This window comes from Streptomyces sp. NPDC050121, from assembly GCF_044460385.1.
Taxonomy (GTDB): Bacteria; Actinomycetota; Actinomycetes; order Streptomycetales; family Streptomycetaceae; genus Streptomyces; species Streptomyces soliscabiei.
Genome location: NZ_JBITJV010000034.1, coordinates 1 through 21,979, shown reverse-complemented (window position 1 = coordinate 21,979; position 21,979 = coordinate 1). Strand labels below are relative to the sequence as shown.

21 protein-coding genes are annotated in these 21,979 nt (G+C 68.7%); 11 read left to right on the top strand and 10 right to left on the bottom strand.

The genetic code is table 11. From position 1 onward, the window contains the following. Positions 1-36: 36 nt before the first annotated feature. From ACIBTS_RS36875 to ACIBTS_RS36855, 5 genes are all read left to right on the top strand, one after another. The gene (locus tag ACIBTS_RS36875; protein WP_399325050.1) at positions 37-3,969 is read left to right on the top strand and encodes a hypothetical protein; all 3,933 of its coding nucleotides are present in this window, start codon (positions 37-39) and stop codon (positions 3,967-3,969) included. A gap of 12 nt (positions 3,970-3,981) precedes the next feature. Continuing rightward, positions 3,982-4,386: a hypothetical protein gene (locus ACIBTS_RS36870; RefSeq protein ID WP_399325049.1), complete on the top strand. Its 405-nt coding sequence runs from the start codon at positions 3,982-3,984 to the stop codon at positions 4,384-4,386. 87 nt (positions 4,387-4,473) lie between these two features. Beyond that, entirely contained in the window at positions 4,474-4,872 is a 399-nt protein-coding gene (locus ACIBTS_RS36865) for a hypothetical protein (RefSeq protein WP_399325048.1), read from the top strand. 75 nt (positions 4,873-4,947) lie between these two features. Further along, the gene (locus tag ACIBTS_RS36860) at positions 4,948-5,271 is read left to right on the top strand and encodes a hypothetical protein (protein ID WP_399325047.1); all 324 of its coding nucleotides are present in this window, start codon (positions 4,948-4,950) and stop codon (positions 5,269-5,271) included. A gap of 315 nt (positions 5,272-5,586) precedes the next feature. Then, positions 5,587-6,408, top strand: a complete 822-nt coding sequence (locus ACIBTS_RS36855; protein ID WP_399325046.1) for a hypothetical protein — start codon at positions 5,587-5,589, stop codon at positions 6,406-6,408. A 718-nt stretch (positions 6,409-7,126) separates the two neighbouring features. Here ACIBTS_RS36855 and ACIBTS_RS36850 read toward each other — a convergent pair. The 7 genes from ACIBTS_RS36850 to ACIBTS_RS36820 form a co-directional block, all read right to left on the bottom strand. Then, positions 7,127-8,833, bottom strand: coding sequence for a hypothetical protein (locus ACIBTS_RS36850; protein WP_399325045.1), 1,707 nt, complete (start codon positions 8,831-8,833; stop codon positions 7,127-7,129). 116 nt (positions 8,834-8,949) lie between these two features. After that, positions 8,950-9,360, bottom strand: coding sequence for a hypothetical protein (locus tag ACIBTS_RS36845; RefSeq protein WP_399325044.1), 411 nt, complete (start codon positions 9,358-9,360; stop codon positions 8,950-8,952). A gap of 78 nt (positions 9,361-9,438) precedes the next feature. Then, on the bottom strand, positions 9,439-10,632 hold the full coding sequence (locus tag ACIBTS_RS36840) for a DUF2637 domain-containing protein (protein WP_399325043.1): 1,194 nt from the start codon (positions 10,630-10,632) through the stop codon (positions 9,439-9,441). A 149-nt stretch (positions 10,633-10,781) separates the two neighbouring features. Next, positions 10,782-11,603 (bottom strand): ATP-binding protein, encoded by an 822-nt coding sequence (locus ACIBTS_RS36835; protein ID WP_399325042.1) that lies wholly within the window; start codon positions 11,601-11,603, stop codon positions 10,782-10,784. 14 nt (positions 11,604-11,617) lie between these two features. Next, positions 11,618-12,661: a hypothetical protein gene (locus ACIBTS_RS36830; RefSeq protein WP_399325041.1), complete on the bottom strand. Its 1,044-nt coding sequence runs from the start codon at positions 12,659-12,661 to the stop codon at positions 11,618-11,620. Between the two features lie 5 nt (positions 12,662-12,666). Further along, positions 12,667-12,960 (bottom strand): hypothetical protein, encoded by a 294-nt coding sequence (locus ACIBTS_RS36825; protein WP_399325039.1) that lies wholly within the window; start codon positions 12,958-12,960, stop codon positions 12,667-12,669. Between the two features lie 56 nt (positions 12,961-13,016). Continuing rightward, complete coding sequence (locus tag ACIBTS_RS36820) at positions 13,017-13,622, bottom strand: hypothetical protein (protein WP_280843938.1); 606 nt, start codon at positions 13,620-13,622, stop codon at positions 13,017-13,019. Positions 13,623-14,051: 429 nt separating this feature from the next. Here ACIBTS_RS36820 and ACIBTS_RS36815 point away from each other — a divergent pair, with 429 nt between their 5' ends. The 4 genes from ACIBTS_RS36815 (at position 14,052) to ACIBTS_RS36800 (ending at position 16,997) form a co-directional block, all read left to right on the top strand. Further along, positions 14,052-14,687, top strand: coding sequence for a ParB N-terminal domain-containing protein (locus ACIBTS_RS36815; RefSeq protein WP_399325037.1), 636 nt, complete (start codon positions 14,052-14,054; stop codon positions 14,685-14,687). Positions 14,688-14,707: 20 nt separating this feature from the next. Continuing rightward, complete coding sequence (locus ACIBTS_RS36810; RefSeq protein ID WP_399325036.1) at positions 14,708-15,349, top strand: hypothetical protein; 642 nt, start codon at positions 14,708-14,710, stop codon at positions 15,347-15,349. A gap of 80 nt (positions 15,350-15,429) precedes the next feature. Further along, positions 15,430-16,479, top strand: a complete 1,050-nt coding sequence (locus ACIBTS_RS36805; RefSeq protein WP_399325035.1) for a peptidoglycan-binding protein — start codon at positions 15,430-15,432, stop codon at positions 16,477-16,479. Between the two features lie 62 nt (positions 16,480-16,541). Then, positions 16,542-16,997: a single-stranded DNA-binding protein gene (locus ACIBTS_RS36800; RefSeq protein WP_399325034.1), complete on the top strand. Its 456-nt coding sequence runs from the start codon at positions 16,542-16,544 to the stop codon at positions 16,995-16,997. Between the two features lie 53 nt (positions 16,998-17,050). Here ACIBTS_RS36800 and ACIBTS_RS36795 read toward each other — a convergent pair whose 3' ends face one another. Genes ACIBTS_RS36795 through ACIBTS_RS36785 form a run of 3 tightly spaced genes read right to left on the bottom strand, consistent with a single transcriptional unit; the run spans position 17,051 to position 19,752 of the window. Continuing rightward, a complete protein-coding gene (locus ACIBTS_RS36795; RefSeq protein ID WP_399325033.1) occupies positions 17,051-18,673 on the bottom strand; it encodes a hypothetical protein in 1,623 nt (540 codons plus the stop codon). 40 nt (positions 18,674-18,713) lie between these two features. Next, positions 18,714-19,100 carry a hypothetical protein gene (locus tag ACIBTS_RS36790; protein ID WP_399325032.1) on the bottom strand — a complete coding sequence of 129 codons (387 nt, stop codon included), beginning with the start codon at positions 19,098-19,100 and terminating at the stop codon, positions 18,714-18,716. Beyond that, complete coding sequence (locus ACIBTS_RS36785; RefSeq protein ID WP_399325031.1) at positions 19,084-19,752, bottom strand: RNA polymerase sigma factor; 669 nt, start codon at positions 19,750-19,752, stop codon at positions 19,084-19,086. Before ACIBTS_RS36785 ends, ACIBTS_RS36790 begins: the two co-directional genes overlap by 17 nt. Before the next feature lie 468 nt (positions 19,753-20,220). On the opposite strand from ACIBTS_RS36785, the gene ACIBTS_RS36780 reads away from it, so the two are divergent. Together ACIBTS_RS36780 and ACIBTS_RS36775 are read left to right on the top strand one after the other, a co-directional pair. After that, positions 20,221-20,406: a DNA-binding protein gene (locus tag ACIBTS_RS36780; RefSeq protein ID WP_355754053.1), complete on the top strand. Its 186-nt coding sequence runs from the start codon at positions 20,221-20,223 to the stop codon at positions 20,404-20,406. A 165-nt stretch (positions 20,407-20,571) separates the two neighbouring features. After that, entirely contained in the window at positions 20,572-21,807 is a 1,236-nt protein-coding gene (locus tag ACIBTS_RS36775) for a tyrosine-type recombinase/integrase (RefSeq protein ID WP_399325030.1), read from the top strand. The last annotated feature ends 172 nt before the right edge of the window (positions 21,808-21,979 follow it).

Genomic DNA, 21,979 nt, shown 5'->3' with positions numbered 1-21,979 from the left:
GACACTAACCACCTGGACCGTTGACCATCCCGCGCCATGGTCAACTTCCTGGACGGTCAGTCAGACGCCAAGCGCTTCGCTGCGCTCCTGGCTGACTATGACCGGCGCCTGAAGGACCTCGAGCGCACCTCCAAGGCCGCGTACACCAGCGTCGAGGGCGGCACCCTCGACATCTACACCGAGGACGGGACGCTCGCCGGATCGGTCGGTGTGCAGCCGGACGGCGGGATCGCGCTCGTCCCCGAACCCGCGGCCGCCGCCGCGCCCCCTACGCCCGGCGCCCCGACGGTGACGTCGGCACTGTCCGGCCTCACCGTCACCTGGGATGGCTGGTGGGACGACTCCAACGCCCCGCCGACGGACTTCGCCGCCATGCAGGTGCATGTCGGCGCGGCCGCCGACTTCACCCCAGACGCCACCACGCTCGCCGCGGCCATCGTCGACGTCACCGGCGGCAGTGTCTCCCTTGCGCTGGAGGGCTATGACGAGCGATGGATACGCCTCGTCGCCCTGAACACCGCGGGCCTCGTCAGCGCCCCATCCGTGGGCGTATCTGGCAAGGCGCGGCAGGCCGTAGAGCAGGACCTGGTCGACGGGATGGTCACCGAGGTCAAGCTCGCCGAGAGCGCAGTCACTCAGGCGAAGATCGCCCTTGGAGCAGTAGGGGCGGCCGCCCTCGCCGATGGCGCGGTCCTGGAGGAGAAGCTCGCCAAGGCCGCGGTCACTCTCGGGAAGATCGCGGACGGCGCCGTCACGATCAACGCCCTCGGCGGCGCGCTCAGCGACAGTGCAGCACAGCGCTACGTCGACGCGATGGGCGACCCGGCGGCCTGGACCGTCAACGCGCAGGGCACCGGCGCCACCTGGACCCACAAGTCCGGAATCGCCGACGCTCCTACCGGACAGACCGTCGGCGAGGCCGCGGGCTTCGCCCGGCTGCTCGGGAACACGGTCATCCCGTACGAGCCCGGCGTCCTGTACCGGCTCAGTGCCCGTGTCCGCCTCACGGCCGGCGCCTCCAACTCCTTCTATATCGGCGTCGCCGGTATCGCTGCCGACGGCGTGACCCTGGTCAACCGCGACGGAGTCCACGGCAGCGCGAACTCGCACTACTACGTCGCCGCGTCAGGCAAGGCCATCGCACAGGCCGACGGCTGGGTGCAGGTCATCGGTTTCATCAAGGACCGGGCCGCGGCCGGGGTGAGCGGTTCGGCCGGACCGAACAACGACCCCCGGGCCGCGGGCCTGGCGCACGCCGACGTCCGGTTCATCGCGCCGTACATCTGGCTCAACTATGCGGGCCAGGGAACGACGTCGACGAGCGTCATGCAGGTCGACTGTGTGACCCTCGAGGCCCTCAAGACGGGCATCGTCGACTCCGTAAATCTGGTGGCCGGATCGGTCACCACCGCGGCGCTCGCCACGGACTCCGTGACGGCCGGGAAGGTCGCGGCCGACGCGATCAGCGCCCGAGAGCTGCAAGCGAACTCGGTCACGGCGCAGGAACTCGCCGCGAACTCCGTCACCGCGAACGCCGTGGCGGCCGGCGCCATTACGGCCGAGAAACTGACCGTCGTTGGCGGGACGAACATCCTGCCCGACCCCAGCTTCGAGGGAGCGGTCGCCGCCTCCCTGGTGGTGGGCCTGTCGTACGCCTCGCAGGACAAGACGCGCGGCAACGGCTCGGCCGCCTCCCTCAAGATCGACTCTCGGTCCGCCACCGCCGTGTTCCGGGACATCCCGCTCACCCTGATCCCGTGCCTGGCCGGTGACCAGCTCCACCTCGCCACGGATTACTACCTCTCCGCGGACTGGGCGGGGTCCTCCGTCAACATTCACGCCCGCTGGGAGGACGCCGCCGGAGCAATCCTCGGCTACGGCGTCATCGGCACGACCACCGTCGTACGGGAAGCATGGACTCGGCTCGCCGGCACGACCACTGCCCCGGCCGGAACCGTACGGGCCGCAATCCGACTTCAGGCCGCCAGCGCCACCGCGGGCGACGCCTGGTTCGACAACGCCGCGCTACGCCCCCTCGTGCCAGGCGTGCAGATCGCGGACGGGGCGATCACCGCACCGAAGATCCTCGCCGGGGCGATCACGACGGACAAACTCGTCGCCCTGGCCGTGACCGCCGAGAAGATCGCGTCACTCGCCATCACGACGGACAAGCTCGCCGCGCTCGCGGTGACCGCGGACAAGCTCGCCGTGAACAGCGTGACGGCTACGAAGATCGCCGCCGGAGTCATCGACGCCACCCACATCAAGGCTGGCTCCCTGACCGCCGACCGCCTATCCCTTGGCACCGACGGAAACCTGATCGCCGACCCCTCGTTCGAGGGAGCCGTGTCCGCTCAACGGGTAGCGGGGAGCACGGCCTGGACCGTCGTCGCCGGAGGAAACGGCACGGCGCAAGCCCTCCGCGTGAACGCGGCGTCGCCCCCGGACATGCTGCTAGTCGGTCCGATTCCCGCAGTGCCGGGCCAGAAGATGTATCTCGCGGTCGACTACTTCGCGTCCACCGACTGGGTGGGCGACCGCATCAGCATTTACGCGGAATGGCGCGACGCCTCGGGCACTCCGCTGGACGCCGCTGTCATAACCACCGGCACGGGCCTGGCGACCCTGGGCGCCTGGACTCGTATCTCTGGAGTCTCTGCGGTAGCTGCGCCCTCGGGCACAACACAGGTAGTTGTTCGCATCAAGTCCGTCACGTCAACGGCTGGCAGCGTGCTGTGGGACAACGCCGACGCCAAGTTCGTGACCGCCTCCGGCTTCGCTGGGGCACGGGCAGAGCTGTCGCCCATAGGGCTGCAACTGTTCGACGAGGCGGGTGAGGAAGCCGTCGCGCTCCTGACCGGGCGCCCCAACTACCTCACCCTCTCCGCTGACGGCGTTCCCGTCGCCACGATCGACCAGGAGGGCAAGGCAGGCTTTCAGGCGATGGCCATCGCCGACGGCCTGACCATCGGCGGCGACGACCTACTCACGATCCTCGACCAGCGGCCGCGCGGCATCATCGCGTACGGCGTGCCGGCCACGACCGTGACGTCGACCGGCACGGAGATCGGCTACTTCGAGCTGCCTGCCACGCTCGTCGCCGGCCGGATGTACCGCATCAAGTTCCACGCCACGGCCGACTTCGACACCGCCAACGACGGTGAGGCCCGGGTCTACCTCCGGGACGGTGGGGCGTCCACACCCACGATCAATTCGACGCTGCGCCAGCACTGCATCCTCACCCCGTCGCACACGGGCCGGTACTGGACGGCCGAGCTGGAGCACATCGCGCCGGCAAGCGCACTCGGTGCAGGCCTGCACCGGTTCCTGCTCAGCTTCAACAACGAGGGCAGCACCAGCGGCACGACGTTCGAACTCGGCCTGCCCACCACCGGCAGGACTTGCTACTTCATCGTCGAGGACATCGGCCCCGAGATCCCGAAGACCGGCGGCTACAACACCGGAGGCGGCACAGCCACCCCGCCCGTCATCCAGTACACCAAGACGTACAACGCCACCTGGTCCGGCTCGTACGCCGCCCGCGGCTCGTACAACTCGTACTACGGGAACTCTTGCTACCAGGGCTACTACAGCTCGACCAACGGCATGCAGGCCAGTCTCATTGGTTTCTCGTCCGCCCTGGGCACCGACTTGTCCGGCGCGACCATCCAGAAAGCCGAGGTCTACCTGTATTTCGATCACTGGTACAACAACAGCGGCGGCAAGGCAGTGATCAAGGCCCACGGCTTCACATCGCGACCGTCCACGTTCTCCTGCGACCCCGAGTCCAAGACGATCTCCTGGGCGAAGAACGAGGGCAAGTGGGTGGACATCACATCGGTGTTCGACTCCACCAAGTGGCGGGGCATCGCCCTGGACCCAAACACCTCCGGCCTGACGTACTACGGCCGCGCCCGGGGCTACGGCCAGACCAACCCGCCGAAGCTCCGCGTCACCTACACCAAGTGAGGAGCCTCCGCCATGCCTGCTCTACCGCTGTCCCTGCAAGCCATCTGCGGTCTCGCCACAGAGCCGACGTTACTGCCCCGCGTTCGCATGGCCATCGCGATGATCGCGCAGGAAGTGTTCGCCGAACCCCCGGACACTCCCGGGTATCCCGCCCGCTGGAACCTCTCGAAGACCGTCCTCAGCCCCACCGAACCGCAGGCCGCCCAGATGATGGTCGGCATCGTCGCCTCGCCACCCATGATTGCGGCGGCCGCGGCCGCCGCCGCTGCCGCCGGCGGCGCCACGGACCCCACGGCCATGGCCGCAGCCATCACGGACGACGAGATCCTTAACGCGATCCGAATGGGCTGGAATGCCGTCGCCGGTGTCGGCCCCACGTCCGCCGAGACGACGCGGCTCGAGGAGGCCGAGACGTAAGGGCCCGGCGTGGTGCAGCGTTCCGGGCTGCGGGGAGCCGCGGACCTCAACAGGTCCCGGCTCCCGCGCACCCCTACCTGACGACCGATGACCGAGGAGGCGCTCGTGGAGTGGCTCACCTCTCTGGCGCCTGTCCTCTCCCCCCTCTTCGGCATGACGGGCGTGCTGGGCGGGGCGTGGCTGGTGTACCGGAGCAACAACCGCAAGACCACCACCGTGGATTCGGTGCAGACCATGGTCCAGGGCTTCACCCAACTCCTGGAGCAGCAGCGGGCGACGAACACACAGACGCTCGAGCGGGTGACCACCCTGGAAAACCGCGTCGAGCGCCTGGAGGAGGAACAGAGGCAGTGGCGGCGGTGGAAGGCCGCGGCAGTCGAGTACATCCACCAGCTCCGCGCCCTGCTCCTCAAGCTCTACGAGCACCCCGCCCCAGCCGCGCCCCGTGAGATTGCCGAGGACCTGGGCGACGGGCCCGACGGCTGATCCAGCACGCGACGCAAGGAGGCCGCCTCGCGCACAGTCCGCCCGACACACAACCTCGTTGAAGGGCAGGACCTCATGTCGCAGACGCTCGAATCCCTCTCCAACGGCGCCCAGGTGGGCGCCGTGCTGCCGCTCCTCACCGCGGTGGTGCAGAAGCCCGCCTGGTCGGCGAAGTACAAGAAGGCCGTGGCGGTCGTGGCCGCGCTCGTCGCCGGCGTCTTCGCCGTGGCAGCAGACGGCGGATGGGCCCAGTTCCAGCACGGACAGCTCACAGCCGCGACCCTCCTCGGCGTCCTGGCGGCCTCACAGACGACCTACGACCTCGTCTGGAAGCCGAGCAAGCTCGCCCCCATGATCGAGGCCCTGACCACCAAGAAAACGGCTCAGCAGGCCGAATAGCGCCCAGGGCACCTGCCCGGCCCTTCGCCGGCGGGTACCATCAGCACTCGAGGTGGCCGTACCGCTGCCGCGACAACAGCGTTGAGATAGCCGTCAGGCGTCATTGGATTCTCGGACACCGCGGTGACCCTTCTCCAGGGACGCGCCTGACACCAGGCATCGAGACCACCGGGTGCGTGCAGAGCACTCGGGGCCGGGGAGCACTGCTCAGCGATGAGCCGGCACACGCTGTCGCAAAGCTCGGTACGGCCACCTCTTGCTGCCCCGGCAGCGCCGAGAGCAGCGGGCCCCCCAACCCGAGGAGGAACAGACCGCATGGCCGAAGCACAGGAGATCGAGGCGGAGATCAAACGCCTGTCAGGCATGTCTCCCGATGGCCTGATGAACGCGGTCGTCCAGTACGTCACCGGCGGGTCCAAGACCGGCGCCCCACGCGACGTCCAAGGCGCGGCACTGCTCTCCCCTCAGATGGCTCCGCGGACCCTCGATGCGCTGGAGCTGGCCCTCAAGCGGGTGCGCAGCTTCATGCCCCGCCAGGAGGGCGAGAGCAAGAACCAGCAGGCGGCCCGCATCGCTCCGTTCCGGGCAGCTCTCCAGGCGGCCACGCGTCCGTACGAGGACGTCGTCGACGACCTCGCACACGAGGAAGCCAAACAGCTCGCCGCGCTCGACGACGAGACGTTCGCCCGTCGGTGGACAGCGTTCGTCCGCGACCAGCCGGTCACAGGACCGGTGCCGCGGCGGGTGCAGGCTCTCGCCTTCCGCTCACCGAGAGTAGCGAGCAGGGCTGAGGCGATCTGCCGTCTGATGATGGAGGAACCGGCCCGGTTCCTGCCGTCGGCCGCGGCTGGCGAAAGCCGCAAGGCGCGCGATGCCCGGGTCAAGGAGTTCCGCGACCGGGTCCTGGCGGAAGCGCGCTTCCTGCGGTACGCCATCCAGTACGCCGAGGCGCGCCACGGCCGGATGCCGAGCGAGCCGAACGTCCGACTGCGCGCGCTCCGTCTCCTCGGCCAGCAGCACCCCGAGGAGCTGTCGAGTCTCCTGCGCCAGGTCCGCGAGGAGCTGATGGAAGGGAAGAAGCAGGCGCGCCGAGACGCACGAGCGGTCCGCCGTGTCGCCGGGCGGAGCGCGCCGTAAGGGCGCGCGACACCGGCCGGATCGTGGAGAGAGGGCGCGCCTGGGGCGCGCCCTTCGTCGTCTCCGGGCGCGCGCGAGCGGCCCGGCCAGGCGCGCCACTGGCGCGCGCTCGAGGGGAACCGGCGCGCGCTCGATCAGTACCCGCGCCGCGCGGCGCGGCCGGACCGCGCGGTCGACGGCGCGCTCGAGGACCCGCGCCGTACTCGCCGCGCGCTGCGCTGGCCCGTTCACCCCGCGCCAGGCATGCGCGCGCCACGCAGCCCACCGGGCGCGCCTCGATGAATTCGCAGGTCACAGGGCGCGCGTCATCGACTCCGAGGGGCGCGCCGTCCTGAGCGCGCCATACCGCGCGGCTACGCAGGCGTGGGCGCGCCGGTCGAGATCAAGCGCGCCGCGCCGCGCGAATCGGTGGGCGCGCTGCGCGCCGATCGGGGGCGCGCCCTTCCCCGGCGCGCGCCATCGCGAGGGTTCGCAGGCACGCCAAGATCAGCGCGCGGCGCGCCCCACGGAGGCGCGCCCTGGGTCCCGTATGGCGCGCGTCGGATGGCGCGGGCGCGCCCCGGGAGGCGATCACGGGCGCGCCGGCCACCGACCGGAGGCACGTCTGCAGGCGGGGGCAGGGCGCGCCGCGCGCCCCGTGAGGTGAGGTGAGGTGACGCAGGGAGGGAGGCGCGCGAGAGCGGTGGGCGCGCCCCAGGGGCCCCGGGCGCGCGTCACCTCACTGCCCTGCGGGCGCGCTGTCGAAGTAGGGGGCGAACTTCTTAGCGAGACCAAGATCCGGCATCGGCGCGCGCCGGTAGACGTCGGCGAGGACGGCCTGGTCGTTCTCCTCCAGGAGCGCGATCACCTCGGCGCGCTGCCCCTGCACGAAGTCCCGGAGCTGAGCCAAACCCGGCTCTCCGTTCGCGTAGATCGGCTGGAGGAGGTCACGCCGAGTAGTGAACTTCAAGCGGGCCTGTACCTCGGCTTCGTCGAGCAGAGCCTGGCGCGCGAACTCCGTCGGGTCGTTCGGCTTCTTCTTCGGGGCGCGTCTGGCCGCGGGCCGGGCCGGGATGTCCTGCGGCTCCTCGGCCGCGCTGGTGTCCTCGGGTGTCTCAGCGGACGGCGGCTCCTCGGCCTGCGGGTCCGGCGGCGGAGGGGTGGCGCCTTCGGCCGGAGGCTCCTGCTCGGGCGTGGGCGGGACCGGCGCCGAGGACTCCGGCGGCGTCTCGCGGTGCTCGCGCGCCTGGTCCTGCTCGACCGCGGCCGGCGGAGTGCTGGTCGTCTCTGCCTGCCCGGCGTCGGTGCCGGTCGTCTCTCCCTGCTTCTTGTCCCCCGCGCCCTGCTGGCGCTTCTCGGCCTGTGCCTTGATGTACGCGAGGGAGCGGGTGATCAGGGCGTCCGCGCTCATCTTCCCGAGCCGGGACTCGGTGGGGATCTGCTGAAGGGTGCGGATGCCCCACTCCTCGCGGATGCCCTGCAGGGCCATCTCGGGGTTGGTCGGGTCTTCCAGCGCCTTCTTGATGAGCGCGGCCGCCTTCGGGCCGGTCAGCTCGTTGTCCGCGGGGCGCTGCTGAGCACGCTGGGGCTGGGGTGGCTGGGTGGGCTGCTGCTCGTCGAGGTAGGCCTCCGGGCGCGACTCGGTGACCTGACGGTGTGTGGCCGCTTCCTCGAACCCCATACGGCGCAAAAGGGCGTCGATGCTGAAGTCCTCGAACGGGACGGTATCGCCGGGCTTCACGTCCCAGTGCAGGGTGCGCACTCCCGTCAGGTACGCATCACCGATGCCGCGCATCTCCACGATCGCGTCGACGGCGGCCGGGAGATTCTTCTCCGCCTTGATCTTCCGGGTCGTGTTGCGGGTGGGCTTGTCGTTCTCGAAGGCCGTGACAACCTCCTGACGGGCGATCATCACCACGGGCCCGGCGTGGCGGCGGAGCATCCAAAGGATCTCGCCCCACCTGTCCTTGGCCCGGTTCCACAAGTCAGGGTCGACGACGACCGGATCGTCCAGGCTGGGTGCGCGACGACGGCTCTCCTGTGCCTTGTTCACGGCTCGTCGCCGGGCGAACAGGGCCTGCTCGTCGCTGATCATGTCCCACAGGTTGGAGCCATTGTCGATGACGATCATGTTCGGCTTGCCCGCGACGCGTTGCGGCTGGTGCACGGCCCATCGGATGGCGTCGAGGATGTCCTGGTAACTGCCGTCATGCGGAACGATCTCGTAGTTGGCGCCAGGGACTCGACCGTAGTAGTCGGCTGTTCCCTCAGACCCGCCGATCTCGATCCAGAACGCGATGCCGATCAGGTCGGAGCCGGTACCACGGGCGGCCTCGTGGCTCTTGCCGCATTTCTCCGGACCGCACAGCACGATCATGGGCGGGTTGGGGAGACCGGTCGGCCGGCGGGACTTGCGTTCACGCAAGGGCGTGGTGATACCAGGCATCGGTGATCCTTCGTTCGGGACGCGCGGGTTGCTCTGCCCGCGCAGAATGAGACAGCTGAACCGTTAAGCTCTCACAGTCTCATTGCTGCACCATTCTACCCGCATGAAGGCCTGCCTCAATGCCTGTTCAGCAGATCAGCGACAGGTTTTTCGAGGTCAGGGTCGTGATCCTCGCGATGCCGGGCGTACCAGGCGTCCAGGTCCTCTGCGCCTTCGTCCTCGGAGTCGGCCTCGTCCTCGTGCGCGCTCCACTCGGCGACGGCGTCCGCGTACTCCCCCTCGACCGTCTTCGGGTCGCGACGGTTCAGCGCCTTGCTGATCTCCTGCCAGTCGGCGCCGGCCAGGGCTTCGCCGAGTACGACTCGGTCCACGTACTCGTTGACCATCTGTCGCAGTTCGCGTGCGCGCCGGATGCGCTCGGTGGAACTGACGGGCTCGGCTGTCGCGCCGACCGCCTGACGGGCCAGGTCGGAAAGGTCGCGTGCGGCACGGGCGGCGGCGATCCGGGCCAGGATCTCCGGTCTCATGAACGGTCCGATCATGCAGGCGGCGGGCACCCCCGTGGAGGGTGCCCGCCGCGTTGGTGCGGGTGGGTGCAGCATGCCTTACGGCCGTGCTGCGGTCATCACGTCCTCGACCGTGAAGTTATCGGGCAGGGTCTGGTTCAGGAGTTTGGCCGCGTACGTGGAGAGCAGGCGGCGGCGGACCTTGCGGCCGTTCTGCGCGGTCTGGCCCATCGCCCGTCCGATGGCGGAGCCGGTCAGGTCTCCGCTGTTGAAGCGGTCTATGTCGCGGGCCTGGATCGCATCCTTGATCATGTCGTACACCTGCGCCTCGGTGAGCGGGGTCGACGTCGGCGCCGGAGTCGGGGCGGGTGACTGAGCAGCGGGCGCGGGGGATGGGGCTGGGACTGAGGCCGGGGCCGCTGTGGGTGCGGGAACGGTGGCGGTCACCCGGCGGGGCGTCGCCTGGGCAGCCGGGACGGGCGCGAGCGGCTTGGCGACCGGTGCCGCGGGAGCGGGCAGAGCAGCGAAGGGCCCGGCGGTCTCGATGCCGGCCGCGGCGAGCCCGTCCGGGGCGGTCTCGGCGAGGGGGATGCCGTTGCGCGCCAGGCGCAGCGGCAGCAGTGCCTCGACCGGCGCCTTCCGGCGCCACTTCCGGCCGAACCGTCCGTGGAGCTTGGCCTGGTAGACCAGGCGCTCCTGCTCCAGTTTGAGGGCGGTGTCGTACGACTCCTGCTCCCACAGGTTCATGCGGCGCCACAGCACGAACGTGGGCCCCGGGGAGAGGAGCCAGCGCTTCCAGCGGACCTTGTCGAGGCGGCGGCGACGGCCGGTCGCGGCGCCGATGCGGACGGCGTAGGCGTGTGCGGCGATCTCGGAAACGCCGACCCACAGCAGGGAGATCGCGCCGTGTGCGACCTTCGCCCACAGGGAGTTGCCCGCGGCGACGTTCAGGGCGCAGGTGATCAGGCTCAGCGCCCAGGGCACGAACCGCACCCACGCCAGAGCCATGTCCATACGGATCAGGTAGAGGTTGGCCGCGGTGAACACGGGAATTGCCGAGTCGATGGACACGGGCAGCACCCACGGGTCATCGAATCCCCAGGACACCGCTTTGAGGGAGACCGCGTCGAAGGACGCGTAGAAGCCCAGGGCGCCGACGCCGACGGCGAGCAGCGAGGTGAGGACGGCGCCGAAGCACTCCCAGCGGGTGAGCGGCGGCACTCCGGACTCGGTGAGCGGCTTCGGCTGCTTCGCCCTGCCCTTACGGGCACGCAAAAACGGCAGGTTCGACAAGACACCATCCCTTCGTTCGGGTCGCCCCGGCCGACGTATGCTCATGGCCGTCCGGGTCGACCAAACGATATAGCGTCTTTCCTTCGCACGCTCTGACGTAATTCACACCGCGTCAGTTTCGTCCCGTAAGGGGGCATTTCTCGGCGCGGTCACCAGTCGAGAGGCTTCTCCGGCTTCCGTCGGTCCGGTCCGTGGATCTTCACGAGGTGGGCGGAGGCTTCGAGCCGGGACAGAAGCCGCTCGCCGAGGATATCCACCACACCCAAGCCGGGGTGTTCCTCAGACCGGCGGCTGCGCAGGTTTGTGGAGAACGCCGTGGCGCGGCCGGCCGCGAGCCGGGAGTCGATCAGGTCGATGGTCTCCTTGCGGGCGAACTCCGTGGCGGTCATGTCCATCTCGCCGCACAGCTCGTCGAGAATCAGCAGATCGCAGGTGACGAACCGCTCCCGCACCTGGTGCGCGGTCAGGTTGTGCGGAGCGGAGTCGGGACGGCGCCACGTCAGGTAGGTGGCGTGCTTCACGAACCGCACGACCAGGCCCTGCTCCGCGGCCTCGTTGCCGAGCGCGCACACTGCAGCCGTCTTTCCGCTGCCGATGTTCCCCGGCACGATCAGGTTCAGGACCTCCGGCCGCGCCTCGCGCTTCTTCGCCTCAACCAGTGAACTCATCCAGTTCCGCAAGGTGTTCGGCTTCTGGCTCGGGTCCAAGTGCTCGAAGCGGAAGTGCAGGTACTCGTCGTGCGCCGCGTCCGTCATGCTGTTCCTCCACAAGTTCCGCCGTGCGCGGGCCTGCGGAACACTCACGTCCTCCCACAGACCGTCTTCCGGCTCCGGCTGCGCAGGCACGCCGAGCTTGGACATGTCCGCCCCGCCGCGCTCCAGAACAGCCATCAGGTGCTCGCTGAGCGCGCCGAAGGAGTTCATCCCGCGGGCCGGTGCGGGGACCGCCGGGGCGTCCGTGGTGAGAGACATCAGGGTCACGCTCCTTACGGTCGTTCGACGATGCCGAACGTGGCGTCGTCATGGTCGTCATCAGCGGGTGTGCTGGGCGGCGGGGCGTTGGTGGCTCCCGGGATGTTCGACGTGCTGTCGCCCGGACCGCCCCATGTCGCGGCGTCGTTGTACGGGACGCGGCCGCCGGCGTTCCGGGGCTGGATGTAGTTGGTGACGATGCCGAGGGCGTCCTGCCACTGCTGTGCGCTGGGCCAGTGCTTCGCGGCGCGGATAAGGGCCTTGCCGCACTGGTTCTTGGTGTAGCCCTTCTCCAGGGCGTTGCGGACCTGCTTGCGCATGCCGAGGTATCCGCGCTTGTCCCCGACGTACGGGCCGTACCGCTTCTCCGCGTCCGCCCACCACCACTTGGCGACCTCCTCGGCGTCCGCGTCGAGGAGGGCTTTCTCCGCTGCCTTCTGGGCGGCCGCTTCCTTCGGCTCCTCGGCTGAAGCCTTGGGCGTCGCCTTCTTCGCCGGAGCCTTCCTGGCGGCCGCGGGCTTGGCAGCCTGGGTGGGCTTCGATGCCGGGGCGGCCGGCGTCTCCGGCTCCTCCTCGGCGGGCGTCTCCTCCTCGGGCTCGTCGTCGACGTCGGGCTCGGCGCCCGCGGCCTCGATGGCGAACCCATCGGCGCCGAACGAGCCGTCGGGGTAGTGCACGAGGAAAGAGCCGTCCTCCTGCTCGATCACCGGGACGGTCAGGTTCTCCCCGAAGGTGACGTAGTCCTTGGCCCACTGCTCGACGCGGAACTCGGAGATGGCGGTTCCCATGGCGTTCTGGCCGTTGCGGAACCGGCGGCGCTCCAAGCGGTAATGGCCGCGGCGCGCCAACTCGTGCAGCGCTTTGCGGACGGCGTCCCGTCCTTCCCGGCCCTCTCCCTTGGAGAGCTGTTCGGACTTCACCTGCCAGTCCTCGCTCTGGTCCAGGAGGTACGTCAGGATTCCCAGGGCGCGATAGCTCATGGCGGTGTCGCGAACCGTCTGGGAGTCGACGTGGACGTAGGGGCGTCGGTTGATCCGGACGCCGTTGCGACTGGTCAAGCGGCTCACGGAGTGGCCTCGGTGGCGTTGTCGTCGACGAGGCGAACGTACGTGCGCCACGTCGGTCTGCCGGTGTTGCCCTTCTCGTAGCGCCGGTCATGCTCGATGAGGCCGGCCGCGCGCAGTTCGCTGGTAGGCAGGCGGATCTGGTGGGAAGTCATCTCGAGCTGTTCAGCGACGGAGGAGAGCGGGACCCACCCGCGTTCCATGTCTACGGCGAGCACGTAGAGGATGCGGAACGCGCGGTCGGATATGCCTCTGGCAAGTGCCGGTTTCATCACGTCAGTGGGCGTGGCCATCGTTGTTCCTCAGGAGGGAAGCGGGGCCCGGCCGCCGGGGGCTGGGCCCGGGGCGGTCAGTGCTGGGCGTCCTCGGCGGTGGGCCGTGGTCCGGCCATCAGCTCTGGCTTCTCCTTGAGGAGGTCGTTCAAGGCCCCCTCCTGGTAGAGGCGCATCAGCCGCTTCTTGCCGACCTCGCCCTGCTCCCACGTCCACGTCAGGTTCCCCGTGGGGTCCCCGCCCTTCTCGTACTTGAGGCCCCGCACGACTTCGCCGTTGCGGGTGTCGATGATCTGTCCCGTGTCCTCGTCGTACTTGGCGTACGTGAGCAGGGACGCTTCCCATGTGGGGTTCCGGCGGATGATGACCTCTATGCCGCCGTGGCTGTCGGCGTACTCGTTGAGTGCCGCTTCGTTGTCCTCGTCGACGACGACCTTCGGCTGCGCCAGGTTGACCTTGTACCGGCCGATCACGTCGTCACCGACTCGGATGATGAGGTCCGACTGTCCGCCCTCGACGTACCCCTTGATCAACGGGACCTTCGGCGCGTCCACCACCGGCTTGACGACCTTCTTCTGATGGTCGTTCAACAGGCGGGCAAGGGCGCCGATCAGACCGACGTCCGAAAGACGAGGCTCGGCTGGCTGGTCGGCCTGCGGGTCCTCCACGGCGTCGTTCACCATTGCGGTGTTCCTTCCTTCCCCGGACGCCAAGGCCCAGGGGTTTGGGACTGTCCCGGGCGGGGTGTTCCGGGGCGTCGTATGGAGGTACGACAACCGCCGATTTTTGTTACACCTAGGCCCAGGTAGCTGGGTCGCTCTCCCAGCCGCTTTGGATAGTACAGCAATGAGACTCGCGTGTGTAGACGCGACGTTAGAGGCGCGTCTTCCTACGTTCCCCCATGGCGCTACTGCTCCCGGCGACGTCACCGGCAGCGGTGGAGCCCCGGCGCCGCCCCATCCGGAACGAGGGCAGCACCGGCCCGGCGACGGGCGGGGACCGGCCATGACGGCATCGTCCTGCTTGCGAGGCAGGGCGCCGCGGTAGAAGTCCGCGGGCTCGCAGCCCCCGCCCATCGCCGGCACCGACGCATGGGAGAGGACCAACCAGCCGTGACCGAGACGATCGCCAGGCCGCCGCGCTACATCGCCTACGTGCCGCTCACCGAACTGACGCCGGCACCGCGGAACCCCAAGCGGCACGAGCTGGAACTTCTCATCGACGCCATCCGCATGCACGGCCTGGTCGACGTCCCCGTCGCTGATGAGCGCACCCAATACGTCCTCCACGGCCACGGCCGCCGCGAGGCCCTGATCGAGATGCAGAACCGCGGGATGTCCCTGCCCGGCGGCGTCGTCCTCGACGAGGACGGCGGATGGCTCGTCCCCCTGCTGCGCGGCTGGTCCTCCCGATCCGACGCCGAAGCTGAGGCCCTGGCTATCAAGCTCAACCGCCTCCCGGGCGAAGGTGGATGGGACCCCCGCGAGTTCGCCGCGGTCCTCGAGGACCTGGCGACCGGCGACGCGGAGCTGTTCGACTCACTGGCCATCCCCCACGACGAGATCGACAAGCTCCTCGGCCAGGTCGACCCCGAGACCCTGCCCGGCGGCATCCGCGAGGACGAACCGCCCACACTGCACCTGCCCGACGACGGCGAACGGGAGGGTGGCCTCAGCCCCGACGACGACGGCCGCGCCGCACACACGACCTGCCCCGCCTGCGGCCACCTGTTCAACAGCGGCCGCTGAACCCGCCGCGAGGTCCCCCCATGTCCAACCGACGCAAGGCCCGCCGGCCACAGAGCCGCGGCGGCCGCCCGCGCCTGCTCTCCGACGAGGTCGAGGCGCGCCTCGTCAATGCCTCTCGAACGGGCATCGCCGTCGAGCTGGCCGCCGAGATGGCCGGGATCTCCCGTACCAGCTTCCTGCGCTGGATGGCGCTCGGCCGTGCCGAGATCGAGGCCCGCGAGTCAGGGGAGGAACCCGACGAGGAGGCGGAGGAGTACGCCGCCCTGTACGAGAGGGTCCGCACCGCACGCGCCCACGCGGCCGCGCGCGCCATGGCGAACATCCGCAGGGTGGCAGACGGCGGAATCGTCACCAAGGTCACCACCCGACGGTTCCGGGACTCCGTCACGGGCGAGATCGTCGAGGAAACCGTCGAGGACCGCACCTCCCCGGACTGGCGCGCGGACGCCTGGTACCTCGAGCGCCAGCACCGCGAGCACTACGGCAAGGACGCTGTGGTGGCCGTCGAGATCACTGGCCTGGGCGGACCGGCCGGAGACGACGAGCAGCCCGTCGACCTGTCGGCGCTCGCCGAACGCCTCGACAAGACGCTGTTCTCGGTCAAGTACCCGCCAGAGCTGGAGGACGGAAGCGTTGTCGACGCCGAGGTCATCGACCCCTGACGGCCAGCACGCGACGTTAACCATCCGCGCCTTGCACGGTGCCCTTTCCACTGATCATCCAAGCGGAGGGCACCACCCCCATGACCACGATCATTTCCCGCGCCACCTGGGGCGCGAAGCCCTGGAACGGCACCCCGGCGTCCGTCTCGCTGACCAAGCGGACTGAGTTCTTCGTCCACTACGACGGCGGCGCGCACATCACCCGCACCGGCTACGCGATCATGCGCGCCATCGAGGCCGAGCACCTCGGCAACGGGTGGAGCGGTGTGGGCTACAACTTCGTCGTCGACCAGGCCGGGAACATCTACGAGGGCCGCGGCTGGACTCTCCAGGGCGCCCACTGCCCCAACCACAACACCACCGGCATCGGCGTCCAGATCGCCATCGGCGGCGACCAGGAGCCCAGCGCCAAGGCCCTGGCTGCGTGCCGCGCGCTGTACGAGGAGGCGTGCAAGAAGACCGGCCGCACGCTGGCCAAGAAGGGCCACAGGGACGGGTTCGCTACCGCCTGCCCCGGCACCAAGTTGTACGCGTGGGTGAAGGCGGGCATGCCAGCCGGGGACTACGCGCCCGCCCCGAACCCGGGCGGCTCCCTCCCCAGCGGCGGCACCGAGGTCTCCCGCGCCCAGGTCACCATCAACGGCCTGGTCTACGGCTACGGCGCCAAGGGCGACCACGTCACCAAGGTCGGCCAGGCCATGGAGAAGCGAGGGTTCGGCAAGCACTACACGTCGGGCCCCGGCCCCACCTGGACGGACGCCGACACCAAGAACTACCAGGAGTTCCAGAAGTCGTTGGGCTACAGCGGCGCGGCCGCGGACGGTGTCCCCGGCGAGGCCTCCCTCAAGGAGCTGCTGGGCATCCTGCCCGGCAAGGTCACCGCGAAGCCCGCGCCGCCGTTCCCCGGCGTCGACAAGTTCGGTCCCGGCAAGAGCAATGCGTCCGTCACCCTGCTCGGGCAGCAGCTCGTTCGGAAGGGCTACGGCAAGCACTACACCTCCGGCCCTGGACCGAAGTGGGGCGAGGCGGACCGGCTGAACGTCCGCGACTTCCAGCTCGCCCGCAAGGAGCTGGCGGGCGACGCCGACGGGATTCCCGGGCCGAAGACCTGGAAGCTCTTGTTCTCCTGAGCGTGTTCCGTCCGGGCCGGCCCGCACCAGCGGGCCGGCCCCGTCCCTGAAAGGCCCTGTCAGTGGCAGGCGAAACCGTCATCACCGTCGTCGGCAATCTGGTCGACGACCCCGAACTTCGCTTTACTCCCTCCGGCGCCGCGGTCGCGAAGTTCCGCGTCGCCTCAACTCCCCGCACCTTCGACCGGCAGACCAACGAGTGGAAGGACGGCGAGAGCCTCTTCCTGACCTGCGCTGTGTGGCGCCAGGCTGCCGAGAACGCCGCCGAGTCTCTGCAGCGCGGTATGCGCGTCATCGTTCAGGGGCGCCTCAAGCAGCGGTCCTACGAGGACCGTGAGGGCGTCAAGCGCACCGTGTTCGAGCTGGACGTCGAGGAGGTCGGCGCGAGCTTGCGCAACGCCACGGCGAAGGTCACCAAGACCGGAACCAGCGCGCAGCGTCCGGCGGCCGCGGCGCATGGGCGGCCCGCTGCCGATGCCCCGTGGGCAGGCCCAGCGCCCGACGATCCGCCGTTCTGACCGACACGCACTCGAGGGGCCCCGGGCTGATATCCGGGGCCCCTCGGGCTTGTTCAGGCTGCGGCGACGGTCCAGGCGGAGTCCAGGATTAGCAGGTCGCCGTCGTCGGCCTGGTCCGTGGTGTCCGCGGGCGGAGTTGCTGCCTGCCCGGGGGGCTCGGCGCCTTCTGTAGGCGTTTCGACCGGGGCCGGCGTGTCCTCGACAGGCCCGGGCGTCTCCTCGACGGGAGCGGCCGGCGTCTCCGCGGGCGCCGGGGTTTCCTCGACCGGGATGGTCGGCGTCTCGTCGGCCGGAGCCGGGACCTCCTCGACGGGAGCGGCCGGCGTCTCCTCCACCGGGTCGGTGGCCGGAGGGTCCGACGACTCCGGGGCCGTGGGGATCGTCTCTGCGGGAGGCTCGCTCGGCGTCGTGTCCCCGGTGGACGGCTCCGTCGGGTCCGTCGGGGTGCTCGGCTCCGTCGACGGGGTGGCGGTCGTGGGAGCTGGCGACGTCGTCGTCGGCTGTGTCCCTTCCGTGCTCTCAGTCGGCGTGGAATCCGTGCGGCCGTCCACCACAGGCCCAACCGGGGGCTCCATGTCCGGAGTGTGCACAGGCACGGACACCACCGGCGGCTGATCAAGACCCGCAGCGATCGCCGCGATATCGTCGCCGCCCGTGACCCACGGGGCGGTGGTTTGGACACCGAGCACTGACTGCGCGGCCAGGAGAACAGACTCATCGACCGGTGCGCTGTTCGGCGCGTACAGGATGGTCTCCACGTCCTGTCTGTCCAACCCCAACGTACCTAGGGTGAGAGCCGCCAGACGAGGCGGGAGCGGCGCCGCCAAGCCCGACACATTCGCTTTCGCCGACGAGTTGGCTTCCGTGTCTTGGATCAAGTCCGTGTACTCCGACAACCGCCCCTTGTCCGTGCCCCAGAGCACGTACCGGCCGGATCGGGAGAGATTGGGGTACAGCTCGGTCGTACCGTCTTGCCGGACCCACGTCTCCGCATAGTCCTTGTCTGCGAAGATCCTCAGCCCTATGCGCTCTGCGCCGTACGAGAAGGTGAAGATCGTACTGTCCGGTCCGATGGCCGCCTTGCTTGCCATCACCATGCCGTCAGCGTCCGTGCATTCTGCTTCGAGATTGGCGATCGGCTTGCAGTCGATCTGGCCAGCATTGGAGAAGTCCAGAAACTCCGGGCCGACGAACGGCTTCACCGAGGACTGCCCGGCCGAAGCAGCGGAAGGACTCGGCGACGAGTCCGGTGCACTCGCTGAGGTTCCTGCCGGGCTACCGGCGGTGAGGTAGCCCAGCGCCCAACTGCCTGCGAGCGCAGGCACCAACGCCGCAGCAATAACCCACCGCCTCGCTCGGCCGCGCGGGCGTCCAGGCAGGAGCGGCTCGTCAGGCATGGGGGTGATGTCGAGTGGTGGAGCTGGCTTGTCGGTTCCCAGCAGTTCACCGAAGTCCTTGAACTCCGGGTGCTCACGGACCATGCGTTCGACCTGCTCCAGTGGGAGATCAGGCAATGCAGAACGCACCTGTCGTACGGCTGAGTCGAAGCTCTGCGGCTTCAAGAACAGGAGGCGTTCACCGCCCAGGTTGACAAGGCCCAGGTCGGTGAGCTCTGCGTCGTCCTCGTCCTCGGGGGTCAGGATGTGGATTCGTACGGGAGGCTGTGACTCGGTCACGACTGACCCCAGGTGCCGCGGCCCCCGGATATTGCGCTGCTCAACTCTGGCGGTCCCTTTCCCTGGTGTTCAAGATCCGAGCGATACGCGCGGCCGTCTTCTCGGCCCGCTCAGGCGTAATGTCTTCGATGTCGGTGAGGACGAGCTGAGCGCCATCGGGGAGTTCGATCTCCTCACGATGGATCTCCGGCTCATCCAGGCCGTCGCCCGATCCGGCGTCCTCCCGCGCCTCCTGCGGATTCTGGACGCGCGCGAACTCGCGAAGCATCGCTTCCTTGGCATCGCGCACCCGGGAAGGGCTGCGTTGGTAACCAGGCCGCAGCGCACCCGCAGCAGCCAACATCTCGCGGGTCTCCTCATCGTGAGGGGTGGGCCCGCCATCCAGCGCCCGCTCTAGACGCTCGCTCTGCTCAGCGCGTCGCGACATGCGCCCTCGCCTCTCGTGTCTCTACCCGTGTTCCGACAACCCTATTTCTGCCCGCTACCGCCGTCAGCAGTTCCTCAATCAGCTGAGGAGACGACTCCCCGGCCGGCATGACTTCGGCAAGTTTGCGTAGGGCTCGCACCGTGAGGGTGCGGACCGCGCCGTCGCTCTTCCCCATGATCTGCGCGGTTTGGCCAGGGGTCAGCCCGTCGAAGAACCGCAGAATCAGGACCTCGCGTTGCTCAGGACGCAGCTTCTGCATGCGGGCGGCAACGGCCTCAGCCAGTGCCCGCCGTTCAGCGTGCTCCTCCGGGCTCTGGTCAAAGCGCGGCCGGTCGAGCTCAAGATGATCGGCGTACAGCAGTTCCGAGGGCCGCCGCTGCACCGAGCGCAAGTGATCAAGCGCGGTGTTCTTCGTGATCGTGCGCAGCCAGGCCAGCAGACTCGTCCCCGCGCGGTACTTGCCGATGTTCTGGGCGACCTTCAGCCACACCTCCTGACACAGGTCTTCCGCGAAGTGCCCGTCTCGGATGTAGAACCGCACCCAGTGGTACACGGTGTCATTCAGTTCGTCGTACAACGCCCCAATAGCGTCAGCCCCCTCGTCCCCGCCTGCTGCGGCGCGTGCGACCAGAGCCTCCAGAGTGTCGGTCACGGCGTGTTATCCCCCCAAGCCGGTGATGATCAGCTACGGCACCGCACTCGGGCCCACCTTCCCAGTTCCCCCACCAACGGACGATCGCGTTCCGATGCGGCGCTGAGGCAGCATAACCAATCCTTTACGGATCACATCGAACAGGTCTGCGACACCGAGCGCCACTCACTAACCTGCCGTGCTTGCAGCCCCCTGGCAGCACGCGCCCACCCGCATGGCGCGATCAGCGTCGATCGTGACCCGCGCGGCCATCAAACGCCGGCCTCCAGACGCCAACGGTCTTGTCGCCGAGGACCAACCCGACGGGCGCCCCGGAGCCGCGCCCTCCCCCTGCAGGCCGCCGCGCATCTCCACAGGTGTAACAGATTCCAGCGATCGACGTACTTACCGGTGCCGGACTGAATGTAACCGGCTCCATCCGGCCGGAACAGTCCGCCCGGGGGCACCTACGGATGAACAAGGACGACCATGGCGCGCGGCGGTTCAAATGCATTGCTGAGTTTCGAGACGATTGCCGAACGCATGGAAGTCCCAAAGCGCACGGTGCTCGACAACTACAGAACTTGGGACATCCCCGTCGTTCGTATCAGCGACCGAATTCTCCGCGTACGGGAGCGCGATTTCGAGGCATGGCTAGACGCGCGCACGGAATGAATCTCGGGCGCCGGCACATGAGTTATAGCTGCCAATGCTGGGTCCTCACCGGCGACACAGCCTCTGACGCGACGACTTGACCTGCCACGGCTACGCCTACGTACAGTCCAACTCCCCTGGCCAGGGAGTCACCTGAGAAACAACCAAGATCGCGAAAGGCGTCCCGTGGCACGCAAGCCCACTGTCTATAAGCGGTGCGAATGCTCCGATCAGAACAGGCCCAAGAAGGGCGGATGTCACCACAGTTGGGAATACAACCTCACGGTCGACGGCAAGCGCACGCGCGCGTCGGTTCCCGAGTCCGTTGGCCTGACCCAGGCTCAAGCTCAGGCACTTCTGGACGGAACACCTCCAGGCGCGGCACCGGAGCCGGTGGAGTCAAACCTCACCTTTCGACAGTGGGCGGCTGACTGGCTCAGCAGGCGGCGGGTGAAGGACACCAGCCTGGAGAAGTACGAGATAGCCATCCGCGTGCACCTCAATCCACGCTGGGGCAGACAACGCCTAAGAAACATCAAGAAGGCTCAGGTCGAAGCCTGGGTCCAGGAGATGGAGGACAACGAGAAGCTCGCCAACTCCACCGCTGAGGGCCACTGGAAGGTCTTCCAGATGGTCCTGAAGGACGCCCTTCAGAACGGAAAGATCGCCTCAAACCCGACCTACGAAGTCGATGGGCCGTACGTAGGCGAGTCGACGTCGTACGTCTTCACACCCGACGAGTGCTGGGCGATCTACGACGAGTTCCCCGAGCGCTACCGCCTCATCCCCATGTTCGGTTTCGCTTGCGGCGTCCGGCAGGCCGAAGCGTTCGCTGTGTGCGATGACGTTATCGACGGCGCCCAAGGCCTGCTCACCGTGCGTCGGCAGGTGCTGAGGATCAAGGAGACTCGCTACAGACCCCTCCTGGTAGACCGCCTGAAGACGAGCCCGCGCCTCAACTCGAAGAACACGCCGATGCCTCCGTACCTCCTGGAAGCTGTCGCCGAGCACACCCAGCGTTTCCCCCCTCGATCCACGAAGACCGTGATGTGGGAGCACAGGAAGAAGATCGACGACTGTAAGCGGGGCTCGGCCCGAGCACTCTTCTGGTCGTCACGGGGCAATCTGCTGTGCCGCAACCACTTCAACGATGACCTGTGGAAGCCCACCATGCTGAAGTTGGGCATCAAGGACGAGGAGGGGAACCTTCCGACCTTCCATGACCTCCGGCACACCTTCATCTCCACATGCCTCCAGAACGGCATACCGGAGCACACCGTGGCCGCCTGGGTGGGCGACTCCGTCGATGAGCTTCGGCGCACGTACAGCCACCTCCTGAAGGACCACGTCGACACGCACGGGGCGGTGGCCGCTGGCCTGACGGCGCGGCCGAAGCTGACCATCGTGCGCAACGCGGCGTGACAACTCCGCCTGTTCCGTCTGCCCCCTCATAGGCGCAGCGGCCAAGGATGAACCTCGGCGGGGGGGGGGGGGGGGGGGGGGGGGGGGGCGCCCGGGCCGCCCCGGCGGGGGGCCCCGCGGGGGGGGCGGGGGGGCGGGGGGCCCGGGCCCCCCCGCCCGCCCCCCCCCGCGC